The 23,578-nt window shown below is 46.6% G+C and carries 23 protein-coding genes and 2 pseudogenes; 4 read left to right on the top strand and 21 right to left on the bottom strand.

What is annotated here, in order from left to right:
• The first annotated feature begins 36 nt into the window (after positions 1-36).
• A complete protein-coding gene (locus tag R2Q26_RS05305) occupies positions 37-585 on the top strand; it encodes a transposase (protein WP_317535316.1) in 549 nt (182 codons plus the stop codon).
• Between the two features lie 302 nt (positions 586-887).
• Here the strand turns inward: R2Q26_RS05305 and R2Q26_RS05300 are convergent, their stop codons facing one another.
• The 15 genes and pseudogenes from R2Q26_RS05300 to R2Q26_RS05230 all read right to left on the bottom strand — a co-directional run bounded on the left by R2Q26_RS05300 (position 888) and on the right by R2Q26_RS05230 (position 17,055).
• Positions 888-1,298: a lipocalin-like domain-containing protein gene (locus R2Q26_RS05300; RefSeq protein WP_317535315.1), complete on the bottom strand. Its 411-nt coding sequence runs from the start codon at positions 1,296-1,298 to the stop codon at positions 888-890.
• Positions 1,299-1,308: 10 nt separating this feature from the next.
• Positions 1,309-2,184 (bottom strand): dioxygenase, encoded by an 876-nt coding sequence (locus R2Q26_RS05295; RefSeq protein ID WP_317535314.1) that lies wholly within the window; start codon positions 2,182-2,184, stop codon positions 1,309-1,311.
• Positions 2,185-2,309: 125 nt separating this feature from the next.
• On the bottom strand, positions 2,310-3,017 hold the full coding sequence (locus R2Q26_RS05290) for a hydrolase (protein ID WP_317535313.1): 708 nt from the start codon (positions 3,015-3,017) through the stop codon (positions 2,310-2,312).
• Between the two features lie 58 nt (positions 3,018-3,075).
• A pseudogene (locus R2Q26_RS05285) lies at positions 3,076-3,275 on the bottom strand (hydrolase); the annotation flags it as partial.
• 250 nt (positions 3,276-3,525) lie between these two features.
• Positions 3,526-3,717, bottom strand: a complete 192-nt coding sequence (locus R2Q26_RS05280; RefSeq protein ID WP_317535312.1) for a hypothetical protein — start codon at positions 3,715-3,717, stop codon at positions 3,526-3,528.
• A gap of 546 nt (positions 3,718-4,263) precedes the next feature.
• Entirely contained in the window at positions 4,264-4,875 is a 612-nt protein-coding gene (locus R2Q26_RS05275; RefSeq protein ID WP_317535311.1) for a hypothetical protein, read from the bottom strand.
• A gap of 11 nt (positions 4,876-4,886) precedes the next feature.
• On the bottom strand, positions 4,887-5,699 hold the full coding sequence (locus R2Q26_RS05270) for a hypothetical protein (protein ID WP_317535310.1): 813 nt from the start codon (positions 5,697-5,699) through the stop codon (positions 4,887-4,889).
• Between the two features lie 1,074 nt (positions 5,700-6,773).
• Entirely contained in the window at positions 6,774-7,775 is a 1,002-nt protein-coding gene (gene sohB, locus R2Q26_RS05265) for a protease SohB (protein WP_317535309.1), read from the bottom strand.
• A gap of 1,017 nt (positions 7,776-8,792) precedes the next feature.
• Positions 8,793-9,686, bottom strand: coding sequence for a hypothetical protein (locus tag R2Q26_RS05255; RefSeq protein ID WP_317535308.1), 894 nt, complete (start codon positions 9,684-9,686; stop codon positions 8,793-8,795).
• 31 nt (positions 9,687-9,717) lie between these two features.
• Complete coding sequence (locus R2Q26_RS05250) at positions 9,718-9,975, bottom strand: hypothetical protein (protein WP_317535307.1); 258 nt, start codon at positions 9,973-9,975, stop codon at positions 9,718-9,720.
• A gap of 398 nt (positions 9,976-10,373) precedes the next feature.
• Positions 10,374-10,622, bottom strand: coding sequence for a DUF2442 domain-containing protein (locus R2Q26_RS05245; protein ID WP_317535306.1), 249 nt, complete (start codon positions 10,620-10,622; stop codon positions 10,374-10,376).
• Positions 10,597-10,767 carry a DUF2442 domain-containing protein gene (locus R2Q26_RS15475; protein WP_411182321.1) on the bottom strand — a complete coding sequence of 57 codons (171 nt, stop codon included), beginning with the start codon at positions 10,765-10,767 and terminating at the stop codon, positions 10,597-10,599. Before R2Q26_RS15475 ends, R2Q26_RS05245 begins: the two co-directional genes overlap by 26 nt.
• Positions 10,768-10,827: 60 nt before the next feature.
• Positions 10,828-13,947, bottom strand: a complete 3,120-nt coding sequence (putA, locus tag R2Q26_RS05240; protein ID WP_317535305.1) for a bifunctional proline dehydrogenase/L-glutamate gamma-semialdehyde dehydrogenase PutA — start codon at positions 13,945-13,947, stop codon at positions 10,828-10,830.
• A gap of 298 nt (positions 13,948-14,245) precedes the next feature.
• Positions 14,246-16,009: a diguanylate cyclase gene (locus R2Q26_RS05235; protein ID WP_317535304.1), complete on the bottom strand. Its 1,764-nt coding sequence runs from the start codon at positions 16,007-16,009 to the stop codon at positions 14,246-14,248.
• A gap of 233 nt (positions 16,010-16,242) precedes the next feature.
• On the bottom strand, positions 16,243-17,055 hold the full coding sequence (locus R2Q26_RS05230) for a hypothetical protein (RefSeq protein ID WP_317535303.1): 813 nt from the start codon (positions 17,053-17,055) through the stop codon (positions 16,243-16,245).
• A gap of 230 nt (positions 17,056-17,285) precedes the next feature.
• Between R2Q26_RS05230 and R2Q26_RS05225 the strand changes: the two genes are divergently transcribed.
• Positions 17,286-18,014 (top strand): hypothetical protein, encoded by a 729-nt coding sequence (locus R2Q26_RS05225; RefSeq protein ID WP_317535302.1) that lies wholly within the window; start codon positions 17,286-17,288, stop codon positions 18,012-18,014.
• 398 nt (positions 18,015-18,412) lie between these two features.
• Here R2Q26_RS05225 and R2Q26_RS05220 read toward each other — a convergent pair whose 3' ends face one another.
• Together R2Q26_RS05220 and R2Q26_RS05215 are read right to left on the bottom strand one after the other, a co-directional pair.
• A complete protein-coding gene (locus R2Q26_RS05220; protein WP_317535301.1) occupies positions 18,413-18,640 on the bottom strand; it encodes a hypothetical protein in 228 nt (75 codons plus the stop codon).
• Positions 18,641-18,670: 30 nt separating this feature from the next.
• Positions 18,671-19,867, bottom strand: coding sequence for an SMP-30/gluconolactonase/LRE family protein (locus tag R2Q26_RS05215; protein ID WP_317535300.1), 1,197 nt, complete (start codon positions 19,865-19,867; stop codon positions 18,671-18,673).
• A gap of 22 nt (positions 19,868-19,889) precedes the next feature.
• On the opposite strand from R2Q26_RS05215, the gene R2Q26_RS05210 reads away from it, so the two are divergent.
• Positions 19,890-20,144: a hypothetical protein gene (locus tag R2Q26_RS05210; protein ID WP_317535299.1), complete on the top strand. Its 255-nt coding sequence runs from the start codon at positions 19,890-19,892 to the stop codon at positions 20,142-20,144.
• Positions 20,145-20,257: 113 nt separating this feature from the next.
• On the opposite strand, the pseudogene R2Q26_RS05205 reads toward R2Q26_RS05210, so the two are convergent.
• Positions 20,258-20,464 (bottom strand): annotated as a pseudogene (locus R2Q26_RS05205) (transposase); the annotation flags it as partial.
• A 185-nt stretch (positions 20,465-20,649) separates the two neighbouring features.
• On the bottom strand, positions 20,650-21,147 hold the full coding sequence (locus tag R2Q26_RS05200; protein WP_317535297.1) for a hypothetical protein: 498 nt from the start codon (positions 21,145-21,147) through the stop codon (positions 20,650-20,652).
• Positions 21,148-21,713: 566 nt separating this feature from the next.
• On the opposite strand from R2Q26_RS05200, the gene trhA reads away from it, so the two are divergent.
• Entirely contained in the window at positions 21,714-22,373 is a 660-nt protein-coding gene (gene trhA / locus R2Q26_RS05195; RefSeq protein WP_317535296.1) for a PAQR family membrane homeostasis protein TrhA, read from the top strand.
• A 52-nt stretch (positions 22,374-22,425) separates the two neighbouring features.
• On the opposite strand, the gene R2Q26_RS05190 is transcribed toward trhA, so the two are convergent.
• A complete protein-coding gene (locus R2Q26_RS05190; RefSeq protein WP_317535380.1) occupies positions 22,426-22,719 on the bottom strand; it encodes a DUF1840 domain-containing protein in 294 nt (97 codons plus the stop codon).
• Positions 22,720-22,986: 267 nt separating this feature from the next.
• Positions 22,987-23,439: a site-specific integrase gene (locus R2Q26_RS05185; protein ID WP_317535379.1), complete on the bottom strand. Its 453-nt coding sequence runs from the start codon at positions 23,437-23,439 to the stop codon at positions 22,987-22,989.
• Between the last annotated feature and the right edge of the window lie 139 nt (positions 23,440-23,578).

Below are 23,578 nucleotides of genomic sequence, written 5' to 3'. Positions count from 1 at the left end.
AGTATTCATGTGCAGAAATAACATGACAAAAACAAGGTGTACAGCATACATGCCCCGGAAGTTGAATGTATTGCCAAGGGCAAGGCGCACAAATCTTATGAGTTTGGAGTCAAGGGAGGTGTAGTCAGTACTAGCAAGAAGAGCTTTGTCGTGGGAATGAAATCGTTTCCAGGCAATCCGTACGATGGGCATACGCTGACAGCATCCTTGGAACAAATTCACAAACTGACGGGTATTGCGTCAAAGGAAGTTTATGTGGATCGAGGCTATCAAGGACATGGGGTAACGGATACGGTCAAGGTATGGATGACAGGAGTCAAGCAGGAAGTGACAGTAGCGATCAAAAAGAAGCTCAAGCGACGCAGTGCGATGGAACCGGTGATCGGGCACATGAAAAACGATGGGCATCTGGGGAGAAACTTTCTCAAAGGTGTCGCAGACGATGTCATGAATGCCTTACTGTGTGGCGTTGGCTATAACTTGCGCAAGATTCTGCGCCAGTTGGCACTTTTGTGTGCTCGTTTCGGTATCAATCTTAATCGGTTATTGATTGACAATAGGCCTAACCTACAACTCGGTGATTGAAAAAACCGGGTTTTTCAGGGACAACTAAGTTACCGTTCGGTTTAATTGAACGAGAAATGAACCGCAACACCTATCTAGCCCACAAGCTCATACACCTAAAGTCTTGTCAGTGTCTTACGGTTCAGTCTATTCAACACTACTATTCAGTGCTCTATTCAGTGCTTTTCATCGGCAGTATCAATATGCGAGGTCTTGTCTTTTGTCTATTGGTGTTCGCCTAGTGCAGCAAAAAGCAAGACCTGGCCCTGAGATACGCTGAGGTATTCAGACCCGAAGTATCCCGGTGACTCCGGTAATCAACGCTATTCATCTTTGCTTTGTTTGCCGACCCGCTGCCACAGAATTTCGCGATGGGTCCCATCCGTCGGCGTGAGCAACAGGCGGTCCCCGTCGAATTGGTACGCTCTTTCGAGGACCTCCGGGTGATCCCCTGGAAAAAGCTGGCCTTCAACAAAATGGCGGACCACGCGCTTTTCGGTGTCGATCTCATAGCGGCCGAAGTAAGCCAAGTAATCGTGCTTGAGGCGTGCCAGGTTTTCGGCCACACCTCTGGATTTCCGGCTGATCTGCACCGCCATGATGCCGGTGTCGCTGTAGTAGATATACCCCACAGCGTCTTCCCCATAGGGGTATTCTATCTTTCCTGCCGAATCGACACGAATGGAGTGAACCAGTTGCCAAGTGCCGACGATCCGCTGCGCGATGTCTTCCATGTCGGCTCTCCTAGATAGGAATCGGGGCTCTCGGTATAGTTGACACACCCCGCTTGAGCGGAAAATCATAGCTCAGCCAGAAGTGATCCCCTTCTTCCCTGAAATCGCCGACCATGTTTGCGCTTGCCGTAAAAACGGCATCGTCTTCGATGACTGGGTCGCCTTTGACAAAGATCTGGGTGACAAGTGTTTCATAGCCCGGAGCCGATACGATGAAATGAATGTGTGCCGGCCGATTCGGTGGTCGTTTGGCGACGCGCAAGAATTCACCGACGGGGCCGTCCGTCGGAACGGGATAGGCGGCCGGCATCAGCGCAATCAGTTCAAAGGCCCCATTTTTGTCCGTTCTGAAACGGCCGCGCAGGTTATAGTCCGGCTGCTGCTCATCTTGGTTCTCATACAGCCCATTAGTCGCGGCTTGCCAGGTATCGAGAATCGCTCCTTCGATAGGAGTCTTATCTCCAAAGTCGAATACCCGTCCCGAGATCCGGACACGCTTACCTGGCGTATCCTCGCTGACAATGGAAGCACCGCGCTCGCGGAAAGGCGCATTGGCACGAAAGAAGGGTCCCACCAGCGCAAATCCCACGGGCTGCCCCGGTTCCTCATGATTGAGCATTTCGATCAGTTGGCTCACACCGAGGACATCGGCCAACAGTATGAACTCGTTTCGTTCAGGGCCGGTTTTCTCTGCCATCCTTGCCATGAAATCCCAAGTAAACTCCCATTCTTCGTCGTTCACCTTCATCTCCCGGACACAGGCGTGCAGGTGTTTGATCAGGCTCGAGACGATCGACTTGAGTCGCGGATTCTCGATACGGGAATAAGCTTTCAGCACTCTTTCGGTGAGCGCTTGGTCCGTGCTGTTATTGATATTGTTATCCATAGATTCACTCCTCATTGTCTGAATCCTACGGTACCCATTCTCCTAGTGTGCCGATGGGGTGCCATTAAAAAGATGGTGTCGGTGGTCATGTCAACCTCCTGCATCGGTTGATTGGGATATTCCTATTACTTGTGAGCAGGCACGGTGGCCGGAACGATGTACTCGGGAAACCGCGTTGCCGGGGCACCGTGCACCATGGTGTAGGCATATTCAACGCCCATCCCATATGCTCCACAATGATTTTTGACGATATCCATGATTGCGTCATAGGTGCCACGGTTAGCCCAGTCGCGCTGCCACTCAAGCATCACAGACAGCGAGGTGACCGGCTTCGCACCTGCCTGGATCACTCGCTTCATCGCATTCTCATGGGCAAGCTGACTGACATCGCCGCAGCAGTCTTCGACGACATAGACTTCGTAGCCGTCGTGTATGGCTTGTATCGTTGGAAGCGCGACGCAGGTTTCGGTCCACAGGCCGGCCAATACAATCTTTTTCCGACCCGTTTTCTCGATCGCTGCAACGAAGTTTCTGTCATCCCAAGAGTTCATGGAAGAGCGCTCGATCGGCACTCGATCAGGGAAAACAGCCTGGATCTGCGGCCAGACATTGCCGCTAAAACTCTTGGTTTCAACCGTGGAGAGAACGACGGGGATGTCAAACACCTTAACGGCTTTTGCGAGCGCAAGGTTATTGTTGATGATCGATTGGCGGTCAAAGTTAGTAACGCCAAATAGCATTTGTGGTTGAAGATCGATCAGCGTGACGACGCAATTATGAGGGGTCAGCAACCCTTTTTCGCTGAGCTTTGGCCGATTAGTGATTTCAGACATAACTTCCTCCTTATTTGAACGAGGTTAACAAATAGTGCCAGAGGCGTCCGTCACGACGCACATACGTGACGACCCCCACGATGAGAAATTGCTTGCGGCCCGCGTCGCCTTCACTGCTTTGGCGAAATCTTCGCTATCCTACGCGTTGATCTGATCTGGCCGGGGTATACAACGCCCCGGGGAATAGCGCTTTCAATTCCGGAACCAGCGGGCCATTTAGGCTTTCCTCAAAACTGGGGTGAGGATCGTTGGAAGCTTTCGAGAATTAAAATAATAAATTTTAGACAAAGAGATGATGACCTGGTTCTTCTCGTCAGAACCGAGGCAGCTTCCAAATGCACCACTCCGCCCTGGGATAAGTGCATGAGGAAATCGCTCCTCTTAATCAGCTTTTCCTTGTGCGCGACAACCGGCATTAATAATCATTGAGTAAGGGATACGATCAGCCCCTCTTTATCCCGATCTAAAACGAGCGGGTATAAGGCACCGTGTCCAAAGCTAAATCGTCCTAAAAGCCGCAGTTGGACGGGGTGGAGCGTGTGGTGGTCCAGGTGCGAGGCAAGGCGCGATGAGGCCGCAGGGTGTTCTCTGCAACGAAGAGCAACGCCGCATTTGTGCCTGGAGCGTCATATGATGCACCTCGTAGCGGTCTCACCATTTTGGTAAATGAGAAAATCTCGAAAATGCCTCTATATGTCATGAGTTTAGTTCTCCAATCAAGCGATCAACTGCGGTTTTTAGGATCATAGTAGATAGGAGGTACGGAACCTTCCGCAGCGCCCATGGAGTCAAATACCGTCTTGAATTGCGAGTGTTGAATGATTAAAGTAGTTAATAACTCCGTAAATCAAATGTGCCAGCTTACTTTTACTATTCCGCAAAATCGATATCATCTGAAACACCGCCGTCAAATACGGAATGGTAAACGTACTCGCCTTTGTATTTAATACTGGTTAATGTGTAGAAGTTTGGATTTAATCTGACGTATTCAGGAAAAGAATTGAATAAGCACTGACAATTGGTATCATTGAAATGATCACTTCCGACCAAGCCGGACAAATAAAGTTTGTATCTAGTTACTAGAAATGGTTACAAGCAAACCTACCCTAAAGCAGATCAATTGTTTTTATGTCATACCTAACACTATTTTTTTTAAACTCCTGCCGCTTTTCGGTATATTGAGAAGCCCATAATGGCCTTTCTTGTCATTTTTTAGCAATCTTGTTGGCTTACACATCCAAGCACCTCAGATCTTATATTCAAGATTTGCGCTTGCCCTTTCACGAAGTGTTTTTATTGCTTGCTTGACTGCAGACTCGTTTGACAGGTCACTCAACTGTAACGATTCGCCATACATATAGTAGCCAGGATTATTTTCGCAAACCTCGGCTTTATTCAGTTGCGGATATCTAGTTCTATCCCAAACTTTCTGATACCAGTTGTGGCTCTTATTTTGTGGTGTCTTGCACAAAAAAAAGTAGATCCATAGCTCACTACTGCTTTCCTCCACTAGTGCGTAATTGTTCTCATGTCGGCCATTTCCAGTATCACTGCGGATAACCACATCAATCAGTAAATCACCTGTTTTGTGAAAGTGGATTGGGTCTTCCTGACCGCCATCGCGAATCCACAATACCGACACGTCAGACATCGACAGAAAGCGCCAACCTGCATCATTGCTTCGCTCCAGACGTTCAAAGCCACGAGGTGGTGAATTGCGATAACACTGATAGTAGGAGGATGCCCCCAGTTCTTCACGAATCAAGGCCAGAAGCTCAATCAAACGTTGCTGATAGTCAGCTAATAAGCGGTATGCCTTGCGAACGTCAAGTAATGCATTTTCTAAAGTGGGATTCATGAATGGATACTCTAAGTGTTGATAGGGAATGATACAAACGAAATACTTGCAGACTGAAGTTCTGATAACGGATGAGATATCCTGCTGGACTGGGTTTTATGTACGCTAACCAGATTAATTTTAAAATTATCTACCGGAAATTTTGTTACAAGAATACCAATTGATTTTATATCTCCAAGTGGTCGATAAGGAATTGTCCTAAGACCGTGCCATTCATATACCTCTGCTATGTCATTAACAAGCCGATAAAGTCCATTTGTCTCATCATCACCAGCATCTGTAATAGAGGAATTTAACGCTTGAAACACCTGATGCCAGCTTCGGCAAAATAGATCGAAATCCGGAAAATCAGGACCTAACTCTGCTCTCACCTGCTCCCTTAAATCACAAGTAGTGGATTCGGAGTAATCTAACATACCACCAATAGTTAGCAACACTAGTTTATCGCCGAGCATTTCCTCCTCTAGCCCTGCCTGTAGCTCTCTAGTTAACTGTTTTGCGTATTGCTGAAGCCCGTCATCGTAGCGTTTAGCCTCCACCATCAATGTACGCGCAGATCCGCGCAGTATTACGTCTGGTTCAATACGTTGATCAGATAGTGACCAGGATGGCCAAAAAATGATTTCCTCTAGCGATCCAATTGGTTCATCAAGTACTAATAATGTATCAAAAAAGCGTTCAAGGACGGAGTTTGGTAAATAAGCTATACGCTCAAATACAGTCGCAGTTAGAACGTCTTCTGCGCCATCTGTCTCTCCAAGCATCAGTTTTTTTCCAGCAAAGCCTGTACCGCGGCGCTTTCCATTCAATACTGCAGATAACATTTATTTCTTGTATCCTTTTCAGTTAAATATCGAAAAAAACATATAAATCCAATATCATAATTCGATTGGAGAGGTTTAGTCTATTTCAGCAAATTACTCGCAATTAATGTTGGTTAATCTGGGATATTTAACGCTAGCATCAAAGAAAATTGTCCGACTGGTTAGGATCAAATTTAGTCAATCAATGTCAGAATTAATTCAGGTTAATTTTTGAAGCTATCAGATTAAGTTTAAGCTAGTACAGGTTATGTCATTCATGTCCCACATACTTCTTAACTTATGGTAACGGTTCGATTTTTTGAGTTCTCGACTGCTTCTCGCAAGCCGCCAATCTTCCTCAAATTCTGAAACACGAAGATCAATCTACTCTCGTACAAGTTTAGTTTGTCGCTCGCGAACCTAAATCTCCTTTAATGACATTTCCTTGAAAATCGAACACTGCTTTCTTACCTGAAAATACAGATACGGAGGATCGTAAAAAAGGTGTCAGTCATTGTATCTTGTAAACCATTCGAAAATTCCAGTCTGATCGGACGTGCCATAAGACCATCCTTCTCCATATTCATTTATGGCTACGTATCATTCGCGAAATTGCTGCACTCTATTCATAAATAGTATCGCAATATGAATGACTTAATGTGCAGGCGCATAGGCGTTCTTTTGTGTGAAATGCAATTTAAATCAGATGGTTATTGGACAATAGTCAAAGAAAAGGTGTCAGTCATTGTATCTTGCAAAATGAACGAATTAACCGGCTAACTGTACTGTAATGAACATTAAAATATGCTGCAATTTCAAACATTGGGTGATGTCCCGTTTTGCATATCGCATTCATTGCCTCTCCTCTATCAGTAATGCCGGTAACAATTTCATCCATTGATGACTAAATTCCAGTTGCTAGATTTATCCAAACCGGTGAGCCATCTAAATTGAGGCTTATCAGACTCACTCGTTTTATCCGTATTCATAACGTAACGAAATCGTGAAAGTCTAATAAATAATTTTACGCCTCGTGTCGATTCAATTCTGGATGCAGCTAATGCCAGATTTTCAATTGCAAACTTGGCGTAACGATCAACCATATTGCGCTTTGTCGAAAAGTCGCTGAATCTGGAGCTCCATTTTTTCACTCAATGATTTCTTGCTCACGTATTTAATTTCATAAATCTCGGCGTCTTTGCTGCTTTCCAGCAAGTAGTCATCACTGGTTTTCAACTCATCGACCAGCTTCTTTTCCAATGCGCGTATTCCGGGCCAACTTTCACCGGTAGAGACCTGAACGATGTCGACTTCGGGCCGGTGCTGAACAATAAAATCTTTAAACAACAGGTGAATATCCTCTATTTCTTCACGAAATTTAGCCTTCGCTTCATTTGTATTTTCACCAAACATGGTCACAGTTCTTTTAAATTCACCTGCTGTAAACTTTTCAAATTCAATATCGTGCTTTTTCAATACCTTATTAAAATTGGGTATCTGGGCAATTACGCCAATGGAACCTATGATAGAAAATGGCGCGGCCATAATACGACTCCCGACACATGCCATCATATAACCACCACTGGCAGCGACTTTATCGACTGAAACTGTGAGTGGAATGTTTTTCTTCCGAATACGCATAAGCTGGGACGCCCCCAGCCCATACCCATGGACTATGCCACCACCGCTTTCCAATCGCACAAACACCTCATCGTTTTCAGTAGCCACCGTCAAAATAGCAGTAATCTCCTCTCTCAGTGACGATACGGCCGAAGCACGAATATCACCGTGAAAATTCAACACATAGATGCGCTTTTTTTGGGCGCCATTATTTGTACCTGTAACAATTCCTTTTAGTTTTTCTTTTTCCTCTTTTAGATATTTTTTTAATTCCTTTTTATGTAACATGCTGGCGTTCATCGCCATCGCCATATCATCATATTTTTTATTCAATTTTTTAATTTCAATAGACTCTTTTTTGCCTAATCGCTTTCTGCTGGACATAAACGCGAAGAACAGTGCCACCGCTACAATAGCAACTACAATTGTTACGGTTTTCGCCAAAAATAATCCGTAGTTAATAAAGAATTCTGACATTGTCTGAATACCACCCTATATGCTAAAGAAGTTAATTATTAGTCAAATGTCGGTAGAACCATTATCTTATTCCATTTCTAAATCAAACCTGACATTGTCGGCTTCTCCTTGCCGTATTATTTATACTGTCTGCGGCTCGCCTTCGCGTCATGTTTGATTTGGAAATGGAATTACCTGCATATTCAAATTTAATCCGGGCGGAGCACAGGAAAAATAAAGCTATGTCACATTAACTGTTGAAAATGTCTTATTTTTCCAAGAGACGTAAGAAAAAATAGTTGGCGTAATATTTTTACTAAGACGATCCAGCAATTTATGTTATTCCAGGTAATTTGCAAGATAACGTGTTACCACATCATGAAATTTTGCTATCCATTGTTTAAGTCAGTTGACATAAGCAGTATACCTCTCGTGAATCATAAATTAGTTTACAGAAAAGGTGTCAATCATTGCATATTGCAAACTGAACGAATTGACCGGCTAACAGTACTGCAATGAACATTAAAATACGCTGCAATTTCGAACATCGGATAATGTCCCGTTTTGTATATTGCATTCATTGCCCTCCTCTATCAGTAATGCCGACAACAATTTCGACCATTGATTTCTTGAGCAATTTCTTCGATCGCTTGGTAATATGAATACTATCACTTTGTTTTAAAATAATATGTTTTTGTACCCACTAATAAAACCATTTTTCTCTATATTCATTTATGGCTACGTACCATAAATACACCTTATGCACCATACAATGACTGACACCTTTTTTACTCTTACTCTTTTTAATGAATGGTAAGTAAACTAGAAGCTGCCTATTGTTCAAGATAGTAAGATATCTCATAAGATGTTCTGTGCGCTGAAACGAGGGGGCGGTGAGTACCCGTTGCAGGTAAAACCGTAGTACTAGAATCATATTCTAAAATCCAATTTCTCGCCTTTTTTGCTCAACTTTTTGAATTTTGTTTAAGTCCGTGATGCAATAAGCCCATTATTAGCCTCAGCGTTCGTTGAACAGCCTCAAAATGGATCACGGTCGTTCCGCACTTGTTCAAGAAATAAAAGTTGTGCGGCAAGTTCATTGAACGTAGTCTGGAAATCTTGAGAATTCTGTGTAGTAAAATCATCAGCCATCCACATGTGCTTTTGCTCCTCACGAGCGAACTCAAAGAATTTCATCATCTCCGCAAGCATTTTGCGGCTATTCTCTCCATCCTTTAGCCCCCTCCGAAGAAACATCGCGGATGGGTCAGCGCCAGTGAAAATTCCATGTGCCCAGTGGTTAACAAATAAGCAGTCTCGGTACCAGATTAACCCTTCGGATATGCAGGCTGATCGCGTTAAGACAGATTGAGAAATCCCGTTATGAGTATGGCTCCAACAAGCAGGCAATGGTTCATTGACAAGTTTCCGGCGCACAGTAGCTATACTGCACGGTGTCAGATCCACGCCCACGCTTCTGTACGGACGCGTTTTTTCAGACCATAAGTATGCTTCTGCTATCGGCTGACCAACGAAACGCAGCATCTGCTTATTGCATACTGCTTCTCCGTGTGCGATCGAGCCGCGCAAAGGGACACCTGATTCGAGCGCAGTCGCTACAATTAGCTTCAATGCCTCACACAGCACAGCTAGACTCGCCCATGAGTCATCAGGCGACCACGCAAGCAATGAATCAGAAAAATGAGTTGTCCCAATCAACGGACCGTAAGACTGGTTATCGATCTTACCGCATGAAGACTGTTCGCTCGCTTCTAGAGCGTAGTCAAGCTGCTCCGCAATTACGTGTGCGGGCGCTCGCGTCAACCACTCTTTCATCCCAAGGACATCGATTACGGCTACATATCTATTAAAAGCCAGTTGCGGCGGATGCGAGCCTCTGACAACATTACCATGCTCAATTAAGTTTGCCATGAATGTGTGTATGGTTTGCTTATAGCCCAAGTTAAGCTGACTCTACAAGCAATCTTGCTACTATCAGGATACCACCAATGAATAAGCCCAGTATGACTTTACCCCATAAAGTGTTATGCCAAGATATAGCGTCATTAGCTTTAGTGCCATTAATACCAGTTTCGTTTCTGATTGCTCGTAATTGCTTTGTGTTTTTAGCTTTAACTAAAGAGTCAGAAGATGTTTTATTTTCCTGTAGATCAACGTCTTCACAAGATTCTAAATCAAACATTGGCTTTTTCTTATCCATAAATTGTTCGCTTAACTGCAATGACCACTGGTTTTAGTCGAAACTGATTTTCGTCATATGTTGCCACATTGCCTCTAGCCATTAACCCTTTTGTATTTTTAGCAACTACTGGTCTATCGATGTTATGAAATCGATTACCAGTAAGTTTTATATCTTTACAGTTCTCTATATAGATTCCAATATCCATTTTTTCTATTAAATAGTGTAAATAGAAGTTTCCCTCGAGCCTGAGCTAGGGGCGGGGTCCATAATGAAGAGAAAAGGTGTCAGTCATTGCATCTTGCAAAATGAACGAATTGACCGACTAACAGTACTGTAATGAATATTAAAATACGCTGCAATTTCAAACATTGTAAATAAAAGGATCCAATCTTATCTTTTGCTCTTGATGCGCTTTATTAGCGCTTAAGTTTTTTATATAGTGTTTCTGGAGCAACATCTGCGCCATTCGGCCAGGCTATGGTACCTCCTTCTATTGTCGCCTTCTCGAATAACTCTTTATTTTTGAGTGGTTCGAAAATCGGTCCTTTATTTGGGTATTCCGCGAAATCGATATCACCTGAAACACCGCCGTAAAATACGAGATGGTAAACGTATTCGCCTTTGTATTTAATCTTTGTATTAATATAGTGTTTCTGGAGCAACATCTGTGCCGTTCGGCCAAGCTATGGTACCTCCTTCTATTGTCGCCTTCTCGAATAATTCTTTATTTTTGAGTAGTTCGAAAATCGGTCCTTTATTTAGGTATTCTGCAAAATCGATATCACCTGAAACACCGTCGTCAAATACGATATGGTAAACGTATTCGCCTTTGTATTTAATACTGGTTATTGATTATCCAAAATAAAAATTCTATTTTTTATCAACTCTACCCTGCGATAACAATGCCACATTACCCCCTACCGCAGCCGTATTGATGGTGACTACGCGTTCGGTAGCAAAGCGTTGCAGGTAGTGGGGGCCGCCGGCTTTGGGCCCAGTGCCGGAGAGTCCTTCACCACCGAAGGGTTGGGAGCCAACTACGGCGCCGATCATGTTGCGGTTGACGTAGGTGTTGCCGCAATGGGCGTGTCGGGTAATGTAGTTGATGGTTGAGTTGATGCGGCTATGGATGCCGAGTGTGAGGCCGTAGCCGCTGTGGTTGATAGCTTCGACTACTTCATTTAAGTGGCTGGCCTGATAGCGAATGATATGAAGGATAGGGCCGAACACTTCATGCTGGAGTTGGCTGAGCCTTTCGATTTCGTAAATACGCGGAGCGAAGTAGCTACCCTGCTCCCTGCCTTGCGGGAGGGGCATGGCCTTGATCAGATGCGCCTCCTGATCCATCCGTTCACAGTGTCGTTGCAGTTCGTCGCAGGCTGAAAGACTGATAATGGGGCCAATGTCGGTGTTGAGGCGCATGGGATTGCCGATACGCAGTTCATCCATGGCGCCGCTGAGCATTTCCATGATCTGCGCCGCCACTTCCTGTTGCAGGAACAGCACGCGCAGTGCTGAACAGCGTTGCCCAGCACTGTTGAAGGCGGAAGTAATAACATCTTTCACCACCTGTTCCAGCAACGCGGAGCTATCGACGATCATGCAGTTCTGGCCGCCGGTTTCAGCAATAAAGGGAAGAATGCGCTCACCTTGAGCCAGAGTCTGATTGATCTGGCGCGCGGTGCTGGTAGAACCGGTGAAAACGACACCAGCAATGCGAGCATCGCTTACCAGCTTCATGCCAATTTTGCTGCCACTACCAGGAATGAAATGGAGCACTTCTTTAGGAATACCTGCTTCGTGCAGCAGGCGCACTATGTACGCGCCACATAAAGGCGTAAGACCTGCGGGTTTGGCTATAACGCTGTTGCCCGCAGCAAGTGCGGCAGTAATCTGGCCAGTGAAAATGGAGACAGGGAAATTCCATGGGCTGATACAAATGAATACACCACGCCCAGCCAATCGTAATTGATTACTTTCACCCGTGATACCAGGCAATGTAACGGAATGAGCAAAATGGCGGCGCGCCTGCGCTGCATAATAGCGGCAGAAATCAATGGCTTCGCGCACTTCACTAAGCGCGTCATGAATGGTGCGCCCACCCTCACGAATAATGAGCGACATCAATTCAGCGTGCTGTGCTTCAAGCAGATCGGCAGTTCGCTCCAACAAGGTGGCACGTTCGCTGGCGCTGCTATTGGCCCATTTTGGCGCAGCGTCGTAAGCAGCATTGAGCGCTTGGTCAACTGCGCTACTATCAGCGAGAATCACTTCACCTACGACATCGGTATGGTCGGCGGGATTGAGAATGGTTTGGCCGCTTCCTGTAAGTATATGGCCATCAACTATCGGTGCGGCATGCCATGACTGCTTGCATGCTTCTTCCAATGCCTGGTCGAGATGTATTTGTGCATCGAGATCTGCGAGATTGAGGCCACTGGAGTTAAGTCGTTCTTTACCGTAAAGTTGGCGTGGCAAAGGGATACGCTGGGCATGATGTTCCAGTTCACTAACCGGATCAACAATGATTTCCTCTACAGTGATCTGTTCATTAGCAATCTGATTGACGAAAGAGCTATTAGCACCATTCTCCAGTAGCCGCCGCACCAGGTATGGTAACAGCTCCTGGTAGTTGCCGACGGGTGCATAAACGCGGCATTTGATCTGAGGGTATTCATCGAATACGGCGCTATAGAGCGCCTCGCCCATCCCATGCAAACGCTGGAACTCGAAAGATTGCTGCCCAGCCATGACGATGACGGTAGCAACAGTGCGGGCATTATGGGTAGCAAATTGAGGATAAAAGAGCTCGCCACTGTCGAGGATCCGGCGAGCACAAGCCAGATAGGAAATATCGGTCGCCACCTTGCGCGTGAATACCGGATAACCGACGAGACCACGTTCCTGCGCTTGTTTAATTTCTGTATCCCAGTAGGCTCCTTTCACAAGGCGGACAGGAATCTGGCGTTTGCACTCGCTGGCCAGTTGCGTCAGCCAGTCGATCACATGAATGGCTCGTTTCTGATAAGCTTGCACTGCCAGGCCGAAACCATGCCAACCGGTGAGCGCTTCGTTACGATATACGGTTTCAAATAGATCGAGCGAGAGATCGAGCCGTTCTGTTTCTTCCGCGTCAATGGTCATGCTGATGTTGGCAGCCTTGGCGGCAAGCGCCAGTTCCAGCAAGCGCGGTGACAATTCGTCCAGCACTTGCTCGCGCTTGGTGTATTCATACCGAGGATGGAGCGCAGAAAGTTTCACCGAAATGCCAGGACGGTCAAATAAGTCGTCAGGACTGATCTGTTCGCCCAGCGCAGTAATGGCATGATAATAATCAGCAAAATAGCGCTCTGCATCGGCAGCGGTGAGCGCCGCCTCACCGAGCATGTCAAAAGAATAGTGGTAACGCCTGTTACTATCCTCTCGGCTGTGCTTCAGTGCTTCGTCAAGGGTACTGCCCATGACGAATTGATGGCCGATGAGGCGCATCGCTTGCTTGATCGCTAACCGGATTACTGGCTCGCCGCTGCGACCGATAAGACGACTGAACAGCGAAGAAGACTCCTCTAGCCTGACGATTCTTCCTGTCAACAGCATACCCCAGGTGGTAGCATTGACAAAGAATGAAGAGCTATGCCCAAGGTGGCGCTCCCATTCAGCGCTAGAGAGTTTATCCTGGATCAGCCGGTCAGCGGTCGCAGCATCAGGGATACGCAGCAGTGCTTCAGCCAGAGACATCAGCAACACACCTTCCTGGGTACTGAGGTCATATTCATGCAGCAATGCCTCAATGCCACCCTCCACCCATTCCTTGCTGCGCACCATGTTCACCAACTGCCGCGCCAGCGCCTCTACTTGCGCCTGTTCACGCTCATGGAGCTGGACGAGTGGAAGCAGGCGATTAAGCTGCTCAGCCTCATCGTAGAGATAAGCACGGTTGAGAGCAGATCGAGTTGAGGTTAAGGATGGAAAGGGGATGTCACGGATCATGAGAGTCGGGTTCCCTTTGTGCTATTGAGGCATCAAAAATAAACAATCTTTTTATAAAATTGAAATGTATCTACGATGTAATTCCATTTCTAAATCAATCCTGATTTTGTCGTCTTCTCCTTGCCGTATTATTTATACTGTCTGCGGCTCGCTCTTGCGTCATGTTTAATTTGGAAATGGAATAATGCAAAACCAGGAACAATGGTAAATACTTTAGAGCAAAGTTATCTTTGCTGATCATTACACAAAACCTCATTGATTTAGCTGCATTTTTGCTTATTAAATACATTCAGACTATTCACACCTCACGCCAAGTATCACCGCCAGCCCGCTTGGCTTCGTACATAGCCATATCTGCAAGGCGGCTCAGCTCGGAAAGAGTGCGACCATGGTCGGGATAGTGTGCTAGCCCCACGCTGGCCGATAGGCTGTGGCTGCGTGTGCCGACATGAACTGACTCGTGCGTTGCTTCCAGCAGTCGTTTGATTACAGTCGTGACGATGCGCGGACTGGCCGACGGTGAAAGCAGCACAACAAATTCATCACCACCCACACGCGCCACCAGATCCTCTTGCCTCACACAAGCCTGCATGCGCTGGGCCAAGGCACGCAGTACCTGATCGCCTTCGGCATGACCCCATTGATCGTTGACAGGCTTGAACTTATCTAGATCCACAGTCAACAGACTGAAACCATGATCAGTCTCGCTTTCAGTATATAGCTTGAAGCGCTGTTCGAGCGCGCGACGGTTAGGCAGACCAGTTAATTCGTCGGTAAAGGCTGCTTCACTTTCATAACGAAGGCTCTTGATGCGTCCTGTCAGCACCAGAGAGAATATCAGGCTCGCAAAAGTGGCCGCCGCTGGTAGAGCTACTTCAGTCAGGGGGTTAGGCATCAGCCATCCACTGCTGCGTAACAGAAAAATGACTGAACTAGCCAGTAGCAAGGTGTAAGCAGCCAAAAAATAGCGCGCTGCCGCCATGCCCTGATGCCAGCGCCGGATTGCAATATAAAGTACTAAAGCCGCAACTGGTAACGATAGCGCAGTCAGCACCACAGATGGTAGCGCTTGCAGGCCAGCCAGACGCATCGTGATGATAAGCAGATAACTCAGCATGATGACCTGCAACAACCGGTGGGCGCTAGGGAGAAACGTGCTGGTACGAAAGAAACTCATAATGAAACCAGTCAGAGTCAGCCCCCACAGACTGGGCAACACAATCCGCCCCATGGCTACCCACTGTGGCCAGTCCCGCCACCACCATTGAGCAGTGTGACCATGCAGATGGGCCAGGAAAATACCCAGTGTTATAGTTGTTGCAACATACCAGCCGTAAGTTTGGCTGCGCAAACTCAGTGCCAGAAAAAGATTGTAGAGGCACATAGCCAGCAGTGCACCGTAGATACTGCCCAGCAGCAATTCACCCAAATGCTCATGGTCCTCAAGATCATCCTGGTGCCACAATGCTACTGGAAAGCTTGCACCAGCGGGGTCATAGGCACGTAGATAGACGGGGCCTTGCTCAGGCAGAATAAAAGCGTATTGGCGCCATTCGCGCTCGCGCCCCGCTGCGAACGGCACTCGCTCGCCAGAGGCGAGTTCCTCGAATTCTCCGAATGCATTGCGGCGGTACAAACGCAGATCGTAGAGATTGAGCGGTTCAACTACCAGCCACCACGGTGCACCGCGTTCAACCTCAGTCCGGCGAAAGTCTAACCGCAACCAGTGGGCCTCTGATCCTAAACCAGCTCCGCTCCAGCCGCTTGCTGGAATAAAGCGTTGCGGTTCAGCCAGGATTTGTGACCAAGGTAGTCGTGCAGTGTCATCGGTCGCTGCTGCCATCCGCTTGTTGATCACCACACCACTCAGTCCACGTTCAAGCAATAGTTCATCGGCTTGTGCTGGCGCGAACAGCCCCAGTAGCAGAGCCAGCAGCAAAAGTAACAGGCGAACAAAATATTCAGGCGCGCAAGCACTCAAACGGTTTGCCCGAGACATTGGGCACCGGCTGGATAATAGCACCTGGATGAGTGTAGGAAAAATAACCAATTTATTTTGCATTATTGCAATGTACTCCAATGTACTCAAGAGATTCGGTATGCGCCTGAAAGTACTGACATGCAATCATGGAGCAGGGTTGCATTTGGTTATCATCGCACAAACTTCAGAAGATTCGATTGTACTTTGGTGCTATAACCAATAACTTACAAGGTAAGTTGTATAAATGCAAAAGATTGCACAAATCGGATTAGTATAAAATATACTATCCTTTAATGGAGAATGAGCTTTTTTGCTCAATACAGGGAAACGATTGTTTTATCTGTTAATAATCCACTGGGTTGTAGACAATGTTTCTCTTTTCCTAACACTTTCTTGTAAGCAAATCGTGGACGTTGCTGCCAATGCTGAGAAAATGACTGTTTGTCCGCAGCAAAACCTGATTGATCACGAGTCGCGCAGAAATGTGTACAAATATGCTGATATAACGTATGTCGTTTCCAGTATGCATAATGAATACCATCAGCACTCATCCATTCCGGTTTCTGTTCACAAAGCACAAATTGCTTATGTGCTGCCAACTCAATCAAATCCTGATGGACTGCCTTTGCCCGCTCAACCGCTTCATTTCTGGAAAGCTGGCAAGAGGGATAAAACAGATTCCGAAAAAGTTGATAACGCCATTCTGACAGTGATTCAATCGATACAATCGGCAGATTGGTCATCACAATATACGCTGACTGCTTCTGCAATTGCTCGACACACCAGGTGACCCATTGCAGGATTTGGTGAGGTAGGTATCCGTAGAGAATATCGTTGCCGATATCTGTCAAAAAAGCATAAGTAGGTCGCGCTTCACCCGCATCGAGCTCTGTCCATAAACCGCTGGCAATAATACTCGGCAATTCGCGTATCAGCACTTGACTGCTCTGACCATAAGAACGACCATGCCCCGCAGCAACCAGCACTTCACTGGGTCCACCACAATGATGCTGAATTTGCTGAATGACCAAGGGCAAAGACAAGGTCAAATTACTGGCACCTAATAGGATAATTCGGTTTACTGGGTTGGGTTGCCGATACAAGGCCGTCGACTTCGCTTGGTTCATGAAGTCATTTCAATCATATGCAACGAATGAAGCAAGCTTAATCCAGATAAATATCATAGGAATAGTGTACGATTTGGTTATGATGCTTGCTCTTACTGCTTATGCAGTTGGTTAAAAAGGCTGAAACAGTCCACCATGACTAAATTTATTTTCAGCGATTATTTTCGATCATAAAGATAAATTCTGATAAAAAAATCAATTAATTGGGCACATTTGGCATAAGAATTTTGATGAAAAAATGTTACTTTTTTAATATCCGTTCTTTTCTTTTACTATGGGTTCTGATTCTGACTCTCATCACTGAACCGATTTTTGCAAGTTTGTTAATTATTGATACGAAAGGTTATTCCTCTGGGCGATTGAGTAGAGTAGCTCTTGAAAGAACTTTTAACAATGCCTATATTGGTGAGGTGTTACTTGGCTATGACAGCATAACTTTTGTCAGTTTTGGCAATCAACCACCTAATTTAGTTTCTAATCCGTGGCAGTTTTGTTTTGAAAAAGACCGTTATGAAGAGATTGAAAAGTTTATTGGTAATAATGTTGTGCTTGAATTCAAAACACCCAAAAAAAATGCATTACTTTCCTGTTCTGCAACTAACGAATTAGTGACAATCTATCCGGTAGACAAAAACCAAACACTGGAGCAAACCCATTTTATTGGCAGGATTCATACCAATGATCCTGAAATATCCTCTGGTATTGAGTTTGGTAGAATAGTCAATGTGATTGAGAATAAAGATTTATTGAGAAGTTATTTCATGACAATCCAGATGGGAAGCGGTGGAAGTAGTTTCCGCCATTTTGTTATGGATGACCCTGATTTATTTGATTTTGCTGTCAAATGTCTAAAAATAGGGGCAATGGTAAGAATATACTTTAGTGAACGATTCTCTGTGAGAAATCTTTTTGGACTGAGTTCGATGTCATTTGTCTCAGAAATAGAAATCGTTGACTAGATAGAGTCAGGCTGTCTATGGGATTCCCCAATGATCGTAATACTGTTGGGTTCCAAATTTTTCAGAATCTGGTTTTGAATTTCAGTTGAATAAGCTGGAAGTAGGAAAAATAGGTAGACTATGATGAAAAGGAAGCGGACAACCCCTTTTTTTTCATTACTGCACCTACAAATCTAAAGTAGTCAGGTTTCAACCTTATCACCTTATTTTCCGCCATTCCCAAGGTAGGATCTGCTGAGCATCCGGTAAACTCCATAAACCTACTCTATTTTGTCTAGCTTGTTTTTCCAAACATAGAGATTTTGATCACTGACGGCCAAAAAACAGCGTAGGTAACAAAAAAGAGCTTGTACAGAGAAATTGTGTTTGCGCTTTCTGTCAATTCATCTCAATAACTTTTATTTAAATATTTTTTTAAGTTTTCCAAAAGGGAAAATTGTGATACAGGTGGGGCAAGCTCCGGATGAATCAATAGTTGCTTCAGTGTCTGAATGAAAAACAATACTTATTGGAACTTCAGGAAAACTAATTGGATTTACTATTATTTTTTCTGTCGAGATATCTTTTATTGATCCAACATAAGTAGCTTTAAATACATCTCCAGTAAATCCTAGGGTCTTTTTCATGTGCTCCTCCTTTTTCGATTCGCGATCCGATCACCGCACCGGCAACGGCTCGCCCCCTATGAACAGCTGCTGGTCCATGCAGGAAATCTTGCCGCGCTGCGGACCCGTTGGTTTTATTTCTCCGGCGTCGTTGGGAAAGTTGTCGCGGCGGGCGGCGTCGAGATTGACCGTGCAGAACCTGCGGTCCGACAGAACCGGGCTGGTGTTGAACTCCAACGGGCCGGTGTTGCGCAGGCCCGTGAGGGTATCGGGCGCGTTGCGAAACACTTCGATCACCTTGCCATTGCTCGTCACCACGATCACCGCGTTACGCTCGTTGGCATCGACCCAGATATTGCTGGCGCGGTCGAGAGCGATCCCGTCCGCGCCTTCCAGCAGGGGGTGAGCAACGAAAATGTTATCGAGGCACAGCGTATTAGGGGTAAAGGTGGTATCGCAATTCATCCTGCTCTGGACATTGCCGTGGCGGTCGAGCTTCACTTTCCACAGTGCACCGCGCGCGGTGTCGGAGACGAAGAGGTCTCCGTCCTTGTTGAACGCCAGGCCGTTTGCCACTAGGGGCTGGGAGCCCGCCGTGTTCGTAGCCGTGTGTGGAGCCGTAGGGGGCGCCGGCGTGAACGTGATCATTCCCGGCGGCAGGGTCCGGACATCACGGCCGACACCACCAACGTTCGCAGCGTCCAGAATGGCGTCGTTCGCCATGGGCTGAATGCGAAACTCCTCGGTCACGGCGCCAGCTGGCGTGATTTTCCACACGCGCCCCTGGCCGGTGGTACCGTCGCTCACCCAGAGGTTGTCATCGCGGTCGAAGGCAACGCCGTTGGCACCCGGCACGCCGGAGGCGAACTCCGTAGCGAGGGGCGGAGTGCTGGCATCGGGAAGGAAGCTGAAAATCTTGCCGGAGTTGGGTTCCGTCACGTAGAGTCGGCCGGTGTGGTCGAAAGCAAGACCCAGGGGCGCACACGGCGCGGGAATGCGACCGACTGTCACCGGCAGCGGGATTGCGATGTTGCTATCGAAACGAAGCACCGCGCAATCACCGCCCGCCGGGCGTGTTGGTGTGTAGAGATTTCCCCGATCGTCCCCCGTCAAGCCTTCGATGTTGAGGTCCGTCGTGACCAGAGAGGAGAAGGTCGCTGACCGAGGGAATTCATCGGCCATTGCCGGAATCGAAAGCGCGCCCCAAAAGAGCAGGGGCAAAGCGATCAGGATGTTCCTCGTCTTCATCGGTTCCTCCTTTGTAGTTGGTGTGGGGAGAAACGACACCGTCTCCGCTCTCTATGCCCGCATTGCGACAGGTTCGATAGTCTTGGCCGGCTGGTTTCCTAGTCCGAAAGGACTATCCCGCGCCTCACTTGAATTCCGCGGTGGCGCGGTGTATAGGAAAAATAAACGCCCTTTTACACCAAAGCTGAATGTACTCGGGAGCGATTTGGTTGTCAACCATACATACCGGCAATTAATCCGTAATTCACAAAATTTGTGTCATACCATCAGCCAATAGTGTTGATTTTTGATCGTTTTTTGTTAATTACACGAAAGACGCTCAAGCGGAATGGTCAGCTTAATCAGGAAGTGTGCTGAAAAAGATGAGCCACGAATCAGACGGGATCGAACATGGAAGCGAATGAGGTTGAGCCTTGGCCGAGGAACCAGCACAGCCAGCCGTTGCATGAATTCCAGTGGCGACATCACGATATGGATCGTGCCATCCCGATAAGGCGTCTTCAGCGTCAATACCACTTGCCCATCCTGGCTGCGCGCCAGGCGCTCATCCGCAATCGGACACAACCTCAATGGCAATCGGCGGGTAGCGGGCGTCATTATTGAGCTTTACGTAAATCTTAACAACTACAAAACTGACCCCGTCATTCTCGCGCAGACGGGGACGGCGGATACAAGCGATATTGTGAATTTTGCAAAGATCAATAAATTTTACATGCTGCCGGCGATGAGGGTCATCCCGATCACCGGCATGGTTTCATCTTATAATGACGTGCTTTGGCTACTTAGAAGGTTCCCCCCCATATGGTTTGGTGGTGCTGGACCACGCCGGCCTTGTTGTTAAAGGTGCACTTTATAGTCACGTGGACTGGGTCGCCAATTTTGACGGTGCCGGGTTTCTTTATGTCCGCAGCCGTTGTGGGTCTTCCGTCTGGCGCAACGTCCGCAACCAAATGAAGCCCTGTGACGTGGATGCCTCCAGCAACGATATCCGCGCTGCACGCGGGACCCGCCGGGAAGTGGTTCGGGTTCAGGTTCCCAACGGTAACCCTAACGATCGGCCCATTGAGCAAACGCGCATCGCCCGCGGCGCAAGTCTCCGCTACCACCGGATCGCACTTCGGCAGGCTGGGGTTTTCGCCGGCGACAAGCTGAAGGTCCGTCTTCAATAGTGCACCGGCATTGACCGCGGCGGGGGTGAGCAGGACGGCGCCGGTAATGCCTCCGGCCACACACAAGCGGCCCAATTTGGCCACAAAACTCCTTGCAATGATAGTTTTCATATGACGTTCTCTCCAAAAAGGTTGATGCTGCTATATGCGTCCGCGTCATGCCAGACGCACCAGTCAGCGTATAGGAAAATACATTCATTAAAACTAAATCAGTAGCAAAAAATCAGTAGCAAAAAAATTGCTACTGCCGGAGTATCTACATTCTCTATGATGTTTAGTATTGTACTAAGGTACAGGTGTACTAAGGTACAGGTATGGAACTTAATGAAGTGATACCCAAAAAACTGGATAGGTTGTTAAACTCTGACAATATAAATAAAGGAAAGTAATAACCATGAGTGAGTAAGGCGCATAATATATTGGATTAATATGCAATGTAGGTTACAGTAAATGGAAACAGGGATATTGACAGAGCAGATTGAATTACACTTCCTTGTTGAAAGGAACTTAGAATATCAAATTTGTTACCAGATGGTTAATGCGACAGAGCTCAAAATGCTGTGTATTCGATTATCTTCGATCGACGAAAAACCAAGTTCAAGTACCTCCCGGAAACGGTATTGTTTTACCCATCAAGTCGTTTTCTACACCTGCGTTAGACCGTAGATTGGAATATCGTGAACATATTGCTTGCAGTACCCGAACGTGAGCAGTCCCGAGGGGAAGAGATCGCCAACAGCATCAGCCACGGTATAGGGCTGGTCGCAGCACTTGTAGCAACTCCATTTCTTATTATGCACGCAGTGCAGCACGCAGATACGGGATTCATCCTCGGTGCGAGTCTCTTCGTGGCAACGATGGTGTTGCTTTATCTTGCTTCTACGCTCTATCACGCCTTGCCGCGAGGCAAGGCCAAGCGTGTGTTTAAGATTATCGAACACTCCGCGATTTTTCTCCTTATCGCCGGCACCTACACGCCGTTCATGCTTGGTGTGCTTCGTGACGCGTGGGGCTGGATACTCCTTGTGATCGTTTGGAGTCTTGCCGCAATCGGGGTAGTACTGAAAGCGTTTGATAAGATGCACAACCCCATCATTTCCGTTAGTTTTTATCTGCTTATGGGTTGGCTCATTCTGATCTCAATTTATCCGTTGTATACCCGTATACCTGCATCCGGCCTACTATGGCTGGTTGCAGGAGGCGTGGCTTACACCGTTGGCGTGTTTTTTTTTATGATAGATTCGCGCCTTCGATACGGTCACTTCATCTGGCATTTGTTTGTAATGGTGGGTACCTCATGCCATTACGTCGCTGTGCTCTGGTATGCAGTCTCCTAGCATGGCTCCTGCGGATAGACCTTCCACTTAGCCTATTTCTTCCGATATCGATTTATTCCCACATTACGTTACACTCAGCTTTTGCTGCAGCAGTAAGTAGATTAATCAGAGGCAGTGCTCTATCAGCCATACTCACCACCGGTTCATCCTCATCCTCGTCTTCAACTGCCGGTGAGGCCTTTTCTGCGTCTATATTAGCTTTTAATCGGCTCAGCGCCATAGGAACATCTCGCGCCAGAATAGCGCCTGGAATGGTTGCGCTGTGTCCCATCATTTTAATCATGGTAAGCGCAACATCTCCAAACATGGTTATGTCGCCAATATCAGTTTTAAATGTCACAAGCATATATTCCTCCTCGAATGAATCATAAATGCCTACCCCTACATTCATCAAAAGTATAAGTTCGGCGGTCACTCAGGCTCACGCATCAGAGCTGCTCAGTCACCTCTATATAAAACAATGCCTTACATATAAATGGTCCTCCTATCAGGGCTCATACCTGTGAGCGTCGGATTAACAGTCCACCACTCCACTGCTTATAAATTACTGAACCGGTACAATTTTAATAGTTTAATGAGCACGCATGAAATTCACATCAATATGCCGGAATGCTTAGCCATGCAAATACTTTCCCCACTGCATCATCAGATCACGACGTTTTTCAAATAAACCGCTTCTTCTATAGGCTGCTTCAGTTTGATTCTCGACTGCATGGGTTAATGCTGCTTCACAGACCTCCCTTGGGAAATTAGTATTGTCTCCACACCAATCACAAAATGAGTTTCGCAGGCCATGTACGGTAGCTTCAGGATAGGATACGATCTTCAATGCTTTACTAACGGCCACATCACTGAGTTGATGTAGAAACACCATGCCATCTTCACTAGCCGGTTTAAATTGATTTAACCTAGCTAATATCTCCGTACATTCATCGTTTAACGGCACACGATGTTCTCGCCCTGCTTTCATCTTGCTGGATGGAATCACCCAAGTCTTGGTATTGATATCAATTTCTTGCCATGTCATTCCGCGTGCTTCTGGACTCCTACAGGCAGTCAGCGTGATCCACCTGATACAATAAAGCGCTCATGCTAGTGTCTAATTGCGTAAATTAGCTATTGTATTTCTTATTTGACTACCTTTAACTTCAGGCCTACGCCATTTAAACGGTTGGGCATTCTGGTTATGATAAGTAATGAATGCT

This window comes from Nitrosomonas sp. Is37 (assembly GCF_033063275.1).
GTDB lineage: Bacteria > Pseudomonadota > Gammaproteobacteria > Burkholderiales > Nitrosomonadaceae > Nitrosomonas.
Note: the sequence above shows the minus strand (reverse complement) of the source record. Positions and strands in the feature narration are given on the sequence as shown.

Excerpts from the sequence above, each read along its gene's own strand:
- R2Q26_RS05300 (WP_317535315.1), bottom strand. The coding sequence starts at position 1,298 with ATGGAAGACATCGCGCAGCGGATCGTCGGCACTTGGCAACTGGTTCAC.
- R2Q26_RS05295 (WP_317535314.1), bottom strand. The coding sequence starts at position 2,184 with ATGGATAACAATATCAATAACAGCACGGACCAAGCGCTCACCGAAAGA.
- R2Q26_RS05290 (WP_317535313.1), bottom strand. The coding sequence starts at position 3,017 with ATGTCTGAAATCACTAATCGGCCAAAGCTCAGCGAAAAAGGGTTGCTG.
- R2Q26_RS05280 (WP_317535312.1), bottom strand. The coding sequence starts at position 3,717 with ATGACATATAGAGGCATTTTCGAGATTTTCTCATTTACCAAAATGGTG.
- R2Q26_RS05275 (WP_317535311.1), bottom strand. The coding sequence starts at position 4,875 with ATGAATCCCACTTTAGAAAATGCATTACTTGACGTTCGCAAGGCATAC.
- R2Q26_RS05270 (WP_317535310.1), bottom strand. The coding sequence starts at position 5,699 with ATGTTATCTGCAGTATTGAATGGAAAGCGCCGCGGTACAGGCTTTGCT.
- sohB (WP_317535309.1), bottom strand. The coding sequence starts at position 7,775 with ATGTCAGAATTCTTTATTAACTACGGATTATTTTTGGCGAAAACCGTA.
- R2Q26_RS05255 (WP_317535308.1), bottom strand. The coding sequence starts at position 9,686 with ATGGCAAACTTAATTGAGCATGGTAATGTTGTCAGAGGCTCGCATCCG.
- R2Q26_RS05250 (WP_317535307.1), bottom strand. The coding sequence starts at position 9,975 with ATGGATAAGAAAAAGCCAATGTTTGATTTAGAATCTTGTGAAGACGTT.
- R2Q26_RS05245 (WP_317535306.1), bottom strand. The coding sequence starts at position 10,622 with ATGTTGCTCCAGAAACACTATATTAATACAAAGATTAAATACAAAGGC.
- putA (WP_317535305.1), bottom strand. The coding sequence starts at position 13,947 with ATGATCCGTGACATCCCCTTTCCATCCTTAACCTCAACTCGATCTGCT.
- R2Q26_RS05235 (WP_317535304.1), bottom strand. The coding sequence starts at position 16,009 with ATGCAAAATAAATTGGTTATTTTTCCTACACTCATCCAGGTGCTATTA.
- R2Q26_RS05230 (WP_317535303.1), bottom strand. The coding sequence starts at position 17,055 with ATGAACCAAGCGAAGTCGACGGCCTTGTATCGGCAACCCAACCCAGTA.
- R2Q26_RS05225 (WP_317535302.1), top strand. The coding sequence starts at position 17,286 with ATGAAAAAATGTTACTTTTTTAATATCCGTTCTTTTCTTTTACTATGG.
- R2Q26_RS05220 (WP_317535301.1), bottom strand. The coding sequence starts at position 18,640 with ATGAAAAAGACCCTAGGATTTACTGGAGATGTATTTAAAGCTACTTAT.
- R2Q26_RS05215 (WP_317535300.1), bottom strand. The coding sequence starts at position 19,867 with ATGAAGACGAGGAACATCCTGATCGCTTTGCCCCTGCTCTTTTGGGGC.
- R2Q26_RS05200 (WP_317535297.1), bottom strand. The coding sequence starts at position 21,147 with ATGAAAACTATCATTGCAAGGAGTTTTGTGGCCAAATTGGGCCGCTTG.
- R2Q26_RS05190 (WP_317535380.1), bottom strand. The coding sequence starts at position 22,719 with ATGCTTGTGACATTTAAAACTGATATTGGCGACATAACCATGTTTGGA.